The following is a 6,253-nucleotide window of genomic DNA, read 5'->3' as shown; positions in this document are numbered from 1 at the left end:
AAACGTCACCGTGCTGGCCGACGGCAGCATCGACTTCGACGACGCCAGCAAAACCGAGAACACCCGCGTCTCCTACCCGATTTATCACATCGAGAACATCGTCAAGCCGGTATCCAAGGCCGGCCATGCGCGCAAGATCATCTTCCTGACCGCCGACGCCTTCGGCGTACTGCCGCCGGTGTCACGCCTGACGCCGGAACAGACCCAATATCACTTCCTGTCCGGCTTCACCGCCAAGCTGGCCGGCACCGAACGCGGCATCACCGCGCCGACGCCAACCTTCTCCGCCTGCTTCGGCGCCGCGTTCCTGACGCTGCACCCGACGCAGTACGCCGAAGTGCTGGTGAAACGCATGGAGGCCGCCGGCGCCCAGGCTTACCTGGTGAACACCGGCTGGAACGGCAGCGGCAAGCGCATTTCGATCAAAGATACGCGCGGCATCATCGACGCCATTCTGAATGGCGACATTGAACAGGCCGAGACCTTCACGCTGCCGATCTTCGGGCTGGAAGTGCCGACCGCGCTGCCGGGCGTCGATCCGTCCATCCTCGATCCGCGCAAAACCTACGCCGACGAATCGCTGTGGCGGGAGAAGGCGCAGGATCTTGCACAGCGCTTTATCGACAACTTCGCTAAATACACCGTCACCCAGGCGGGCGAAAAACTGGTGAACGCCGGGCCGAAGCTGTAACAGAAGCAGGGCGCCGCGGCGCCCTGCCATCAAGGGCCGAATTCTCGGCCCTTTTCTCACGCCGCCGATGGCACGAAGACACCGCGGAAACGCATGTTGCCGGAGGCAAGCCGTTCATAAGCCTCCTGGGCTTGTTCCAGCGCAAACGTCTCGACAATCGGCTTCACTTTGCCTTTCGCCGCCAGGTTCAGCACCTCACTCAGGTAGTGCTGCCCGCCATGGGTCGACCCGATCACCCGCTGACGCATCATATGGAACGGCACCCCTTCCGAAGAGATAGCGAACGGCTTGCTGAAGTCCAGCCCGCACAACACCACTCGGCCATCAACCCGCAAGCCGTTCATCGCTTCCTGCGCGGAGTCGAAGTCATTGGTGGTCACCAGCAGAATATCCGCGCCGCCGCTCTCCCGCAGCGCCTTGCCGGAGGCGACGATGCGATCGGCGCCCAACTGCTTCGCCAGCGCGTGCTTGTCCGGCGAATGAGTGATGGCAACGGTATCGAAACCGCAGGCTTTCGACAGCTGCAGCGCGACATGCCCCAGCCCGCCGATACCCAACACCGCGACCGTTTCATGCGGCAACGGCGCCGCGTCGCGCAGGCCGCTCCAGGTGGTATACCCCGCACACATCATTGGCGCGGCGTCGATATAAGACAGCCCGTCCGGCAGTAACACCGTGCCTTCCGCGGCGATGGCGATATACTCGGCGTGGCCGCCCTGGGCGGCAAAACCGGTGGTGCGCGGCGCCGGGCAGTTCATCGCCGTTTGCCCCGTCAGCGGCCGATTTTCGCGGCAGTACGGGCAGCGGCCGCAGGCCGATTGCACCCAGGTGGTGCCGACGCGATCGCCGATCTGCCGCGTATGCACGCCGGCGCCCACCTCGACCACTTCCCCCACCACTTCATGACCCGGCGTTTGCGGGTAAATATCGCCGCCGTATCCTTGCGTCGCCCACACGTCGGTGTAGCACATGCCCGAGGCGTGTACTTTGACCAGAACCTGCCCCGGTTCTGCGCGGGGCATCGGCACCTGTCTGATTTCCCAGGGACGGTTGGCGCCGGTCATAACTACCGCTTTCATCTTCTTATCCATCATCGATTCCTCGCTGCATTGTGGTGCGGGTTCCGGACGATTGCCCGGCGTCTCCTCATGAGCGTAAGGCAGGCCCCACGCCGCAACAATGCAAGCGAACCTCACTGTCGAGATGAAGGCGGCTCACTAATTGGCGTAACCGAAAGAAGCACGCATCAGGACTGCGCCGCGCGCAGATACTCGATCAACGCCTTCAGCGCGCCCGAAACGTGGCGATGGCCGGAGTAGTAGAGACACAGCCCCGGATAAGCCGGACACCACGCCTCCAGCACCCGTTCCAGTCGCCCGTCGTGCAACGCCTCTAGCGCCAAATGTTCGGGAACGAAAGCGATGCCGATACCATCGATGGCGGCCTCCACCATCAGGGGTTGATCGGTCAGCGTCAACGCGCCGGTGACGCCGATCGACTCGCTCAGGCCATCGCGTTCAAATTCCCAACGATAAATCGTGCCGCTGTCGAAGCGAAAACGGATGCAGTTATGACGCAGCAAATCCTGTGGCGTCGCCGGGCGCCCATGGACGGCGAAATAGCCGGGTGCGGCGATGGCGGCGAAACGCACGGGCGGGCTGACGCGCATCGCGATCATGTCCTGCGGCACGGCTTCCGCCAGCCGAATGCCGACATCAAACCCCTCGGCGACGATATCGCTCAGCTTGCCGTCGCAAACGATGTCCAGATGGATATGGGGGTACTCGCGCAGGAAATCGGCCAGCAACGGACGCAATACCAGCCTGACCGCCCCTTCGCTGGCGTTGATGCGCACGGTGCCGCTCGGCGTGGCGCGCCATTCATCCACTTCATGCAGCGCCTGCGAAATAGACGACAGCGCCGGGCGCAACTGCGCCGCCAAACGCTCACCCGCCTCGGTCGGCGCCACGCTGCGCGTGGTGCGGTTGAACAGCCTCACCCCAAGCCGCTGTTCCAGGTTTTTTATCGAGTGGCTGACCGCCGACGGCGTCACCTCCAGCTCCACTGCCGCCGCGTGAAAGCTGCGATGGGTGGCAACAGCCAGAAAAACGGTCAAGGCGAACAGATCGCCCTGCTTGAACGGGTAAGCAGCATTCATGTGGGCATCGCGAAAAAGTGATATGGACTGAACAATCAACATGCCACAGATGAATACGGCTCACAATGTGGCGCACTCCGCGTTTTCGCCGCGCAGCAACCCCGGCATCACCAGCGCCACCGCCGCCGCGATGCGTTCGTCGATCGCGCTGCCCGGCGGCAGCAGCCCCAACGTCATCTGGCGCAGCGGTTCGGCGATGGTCATCGCCAGCAACAGGTCGCTGGTTTGCGCCCAGTCGCGCGCAAGCAACCAGCCGTATTGCTGCTGGCGCCGCAGCCAATCCGCCACCGTCGACCGCCCGCGCTGAATGCCGTTGCGCAGGTAGCTGTCCAGCAGCGCCTCACGCCCCGGGAAATCGCTCTGCAGCAGCCGAAACATGCCCACCGCTTCGGCGCTCAGCACCTGCTGCGCCACCGCCTTCAGTCCCGTTTCCAACAGCGGCGCTACCGCTTCCCGCCGCCCGGCATCCTGTGCGAAGGCCGGCTGAAACGCCTCGGTCCAGCCGCTCACCGCCTGCGCCACCAGCTCATCGCGATTGGCGGCAAAGCGATACAGGGTTTTTTTAGCCACTCCAGCGCGTTTCGCCACCGCATCCACCGTTGCCGCGGCGTATCCGCCGTCGAGCAGCAGCGCCAGCGTCGCCTGCGTCAGCGCGGCGCGCAGCGCCGTTTCCGGCGTGGCCGGCCGGCCACGAGCGCGCAGCGGTTCTTCATTCGGGTTCGCCATATTTGTTCCTCACAAGCGTTGACAGACTCAGCATAACGGCATAGCCTTATTTTGGAAACGCATATCGTTTCCAAAATAAAACAGGAACCCATTATGACACATCCTTCCCTGCTGGCGCCCTGGGGCGTCAACGATATCAACGAGTTGCTCAGGCCCGAGCCGCTGCGGCTGGAAATGGGGCTGAGCCGCAGCGCCGACGGCCTGCTCACCGTAGCGGTTCGAACCGATCTGCACGGTTGTAAAGGGCGCATGCTGGACTGGTGGTTCACCTTCTTCGAGAGCACCCAGCACATCAACTGGTGGCACCCGCACGATCACGTCGAACATCGCGGCTGGGATCGCCACTGGAAAAAAGGGGAAAGCTACGTCGGCGCCAGCATCGAAGCGGTCGAATGGCTGGCGGAGCTGCCGCCGGTCGCGGCGCGCCTCAAGTTTCACGCCGCCGAGGACTTCTTCGCGCAGCAGCCGCTGCGCCAGGCGCGTGACGCGCAGGCGCTCTCCGCCGCCGTTTGCGCGCGCATCGGCTTCGGCGATCAGGTGGCGCTGGATGACAACGGCGATCCCTGCGACGGCGAAATGCTGCATCTGGTGCGCGATACGCCCTATGGGTGCGTACTGCGCAGCCGCTTCCTGCTGGGTAAAGCCTGCGCCAACGCCCACGACGAACTGGCGGACGACATCGGGTTTAACCTGATGCGCCACTGCTACAACGAGTTCAGCTATTTAGCGCAGTTCCTGCCCTCGCTGTACTACGCCGAAAATGGCCGCGAGCCGGCGCCGTTGCTCTGGTAATCGCCCTGTGGAGGCCTGTTATTTTTTCGCGATATGGCTATAGTGATTTTCATCGTTTCCCCCGTGCTGATGACGGAGAAATCATGCAAAATCTACGCTATAGCGGCGGCTGCCTGTGCGGACATATTCGCTTTCAGGCACACGGCCTGCCAGGCAACCCGCACAGCTGTTCCTGCGATTTTTGCCGCCGCCACTCCGGCGCGCCAACGCTGTGCTGGGTCGAATTCCCGCGTCAGGCCGTCGAGTGGAACGGCCCTGGCGGCATGCCCGCGCTGTACCGCTCCTCCCCCTACTCCAGCCGCGCCTTTTGCCCGCGCTGCGGCAGCACGCTGGGAGCGGTAGACGACGAACCGACGGTGGCGCTGGCCACCGGCAGCTTCGACCTCGCCGATCTGCCGGAGCTGCGCCCGGTATCACATGCTTTCGCCGATGTGTGCCCCGGATGGTGGCGCATCGACGGCATGCGCTGAGTGCCTCACAGTTCCCGCTGAAATCAATTGATTGTTTTGTCGTATAAATTTAGAACAGACGAACAATAATTCAAAAGTATGGGAACGGGGATGAATCAACAGACTCTCGACGCGCGCCGCTCGCGTCAGGCATTGCTGGCCGGCTCGGTCGGCAACTTTATCGAATGGTATGAGTTCGGCGTATATGGCTTCCTGGCCACCGTTATCGCCGCCAATTTTTTCACCCTGCAGGGTGAAAATGAAATCACCAGCCTGATCCTCACCTACGCCGCCTTTGCGCTGGCGTTTTTCTGCCGACCGATCGGCGCGGTGATCTTCGGCCGCATCGGCGATCGCATCGGCCGCCGGCCGACGCTGATTGCGGTACTGCTGTTGATGACGCTGGCCACCGCGCTGATCGGCGTCATGCCGACCTACGCCTCTATCGGCGTCGCAGCCCCGCTGCTGCTGACGCTGCTGCGCATGTTTCAGGGGCTGTTCGCCGGCGGCGAATTCGGCGGCGCGGTGTCGCTGATGACCGAGTTTGCTCCCAAGGGCAAGCGCGGGCTGTTCGGCGCCTGGCAATCGCTGACCGTCGCGCTCGGCCTGTTGGCCGGCGCCGGACTGGTGGCGCTGCTGGCCGCGCTGCTCAGCGCGCAGCAGCTGCATGACTGGGGTTGGCGCATTCCGTTCTTGCTGGCGCTGCCGATGGGCGCCGTGGCGCTGTGGCTGCGGCTCAAGCTCGAGGAGACACCCACGTTCACCCAGGCGCAGCAACGCGTGGAACAGGCCGCCACACCGCAGGAAGCGAAACTGAGCGGCGTGGTGAAAACCATTCTGATCGGCATCGGTCGCATGATGGGCTGGTCAGCCGCCGGTTATACCTTCCTAGTGGTCATGCCTTCCTATTTGCAAACCTCGCTGCACGCCACCTTCCAGCAAGCGCTGGTGGCGACGGTGCTGGCCAACGTCGGCTTCGCCCTGACCATCCTGCCGGCGGGCATCATCAGCGACAGGCTGGGGCGTAAAACGGTGATGCTGACGGCGGTGGCGGCAGTGATCCTGTTCACCTTCCCGCTGCTGCATCTGTTGCAGGATGCGCAGAGCTCACTGTGGGTCAAAGGGCTGGCGGTGCTGATCGCCGGTGCGGTGGTCGGGCTGCTGGCCGGCCCCGGCCCGGCGATGCTGGCGGAGATGTTCCCGACTCGGGTGCGCTATACCGGTCTGGGGCTGGCTTACTCGCTGTCCAATGCGGTGTTTTCCGGCTCGGCCGGGCTGATTATCACCGGTCTCATCAAGCAGACCGGCAATATCGACATTCCCGCCTACTACGTGGTCGCCACCTCGGTGGTCAGCCTGTTTGCGCTGATGACGCTGCGCCGCGACGACCATCTGCGCTCGCTGAACGATCGTTAATCCTTCGGGGGCACATCGCCC

7 protein-coding genes are annotated in these 6,253 nt (G+C 63.5%); 4 read left to right on the top strand and 3 right to left on the bottom strand.

The window, feature by feature from the left end; all coding sequences use genetic code 11:
- Positions 1-691: phosphoenolpyruvate carboxykinase (ATP) (locus tag GKN89_RS11885; RefSeq protein WP_154747038.1), on the top strand; the 691-nt coding region annotated here is incomplete at its 5' end.
- 56 nt (positions 692-747) lie between these two features.
- On the opposite strand, the gene GKN89_RS11880 is transcribed toward GKN89_RS11885, so the two are convergent.
- From GKN89_RS11880 to GKN89_RS11870, 3 genes are all read right to left on the bottom strand, one after another.
- Positions 748-1,770 (bottom strand): alcohol dehydrogenase catalytic domain-containing protein, encoded by a 1,023-nt coding sequence (locus GKN89_RS11880; RefSeq protein WP_026036133.1) that lies wholly within the window; start codon positions 1,768-1,770, stop codon positions 748-750.
- Between the two features lie 167 nt (positions 1,771-1,937).
- Positions 1,938-2,849, bottom strand: coding sequence for a LysR family transcriptional regulator (locus GKN89_RS11875; RefSeq protein WP_019454855.1), 912 nt, complete (start codon positions 2,847-2,849; stop codon positions 1,938-1,940).
- A 60-nt stretch (positions 2,850-2,909) separates the two neighbouring features.
- The gene (locus tag GKN89_RS11870) at positions 2,910-3,575 is read right to left on the bottom strand and encodes a TetR/AcrR family transcriptional regulator (protein ID WP_154747037.1); all 666 of its coding nucleotides are present in this window, start codon (positions 3,573-3,575) and stop codon (positions 2,910-2,912) included.
- A gap of 93 nt (positions 3,576-3,668) precedes the next feature.
- On the opposite strand from GKN89_RS11870, the gene GKN89_RS11865 reads away from it, so the two are divergent.
- From GKN89_RS11865 to GKN89_RS11855, 3 genes are all read left to right on the top strand, one after another.
- Complete coding sequence (locus tag GKN89_RS11865; RefSeq protein WP_154747036.1) at positions 3,669-4,367, top strand: DAPG hydrolase family protein; 699 nt, start codon at positions 3,669-3,671, stop codon at positions 4,365-4,367.
- Between the two features lie 83 nt (positions 4,368-4,450).
- Entirely contained in the window at positions 4,451-4,837 is a 387-nt protein-coding gene (locus GKN89_RS11860) for a GFA family protein (RefSeq protein WP_154747035.1), read from the top strand.
- A 90-nt stretch (positions 4,838-4,927) separates the two neighbouring features.
- Positions 4,928-6,232 carry an MFS transporter gene (locus GKN89_RS11855; RefSeq protein WP_063919283.1) on the top strand — a complete coding sequence of 435 codons (1,305 nt, stop codon included), beginning with the start codon at positions 4,928-4,930 and terminating at the stop codon, positions 6,230-6,232.
- The last annotated feature ends 21 nt before the right edge of the window (positions 6,233-6,253 follow it).

This window comes from Serratia sp. YC16, assembly GCF_009707615.1.
In the GTDB taxonomy this organism is placed as follows: Bacteria; Pseudomonadota; Gammaproteobacteria; order Enterobacterales; family Enterobacteriaceae; genus Serratia; species Serratia surfactantfaciens.
Note: the sequence above shows the minus strand (reverse complement) of the source record. Positions and strands in the feature narration are given on the sequence as shown.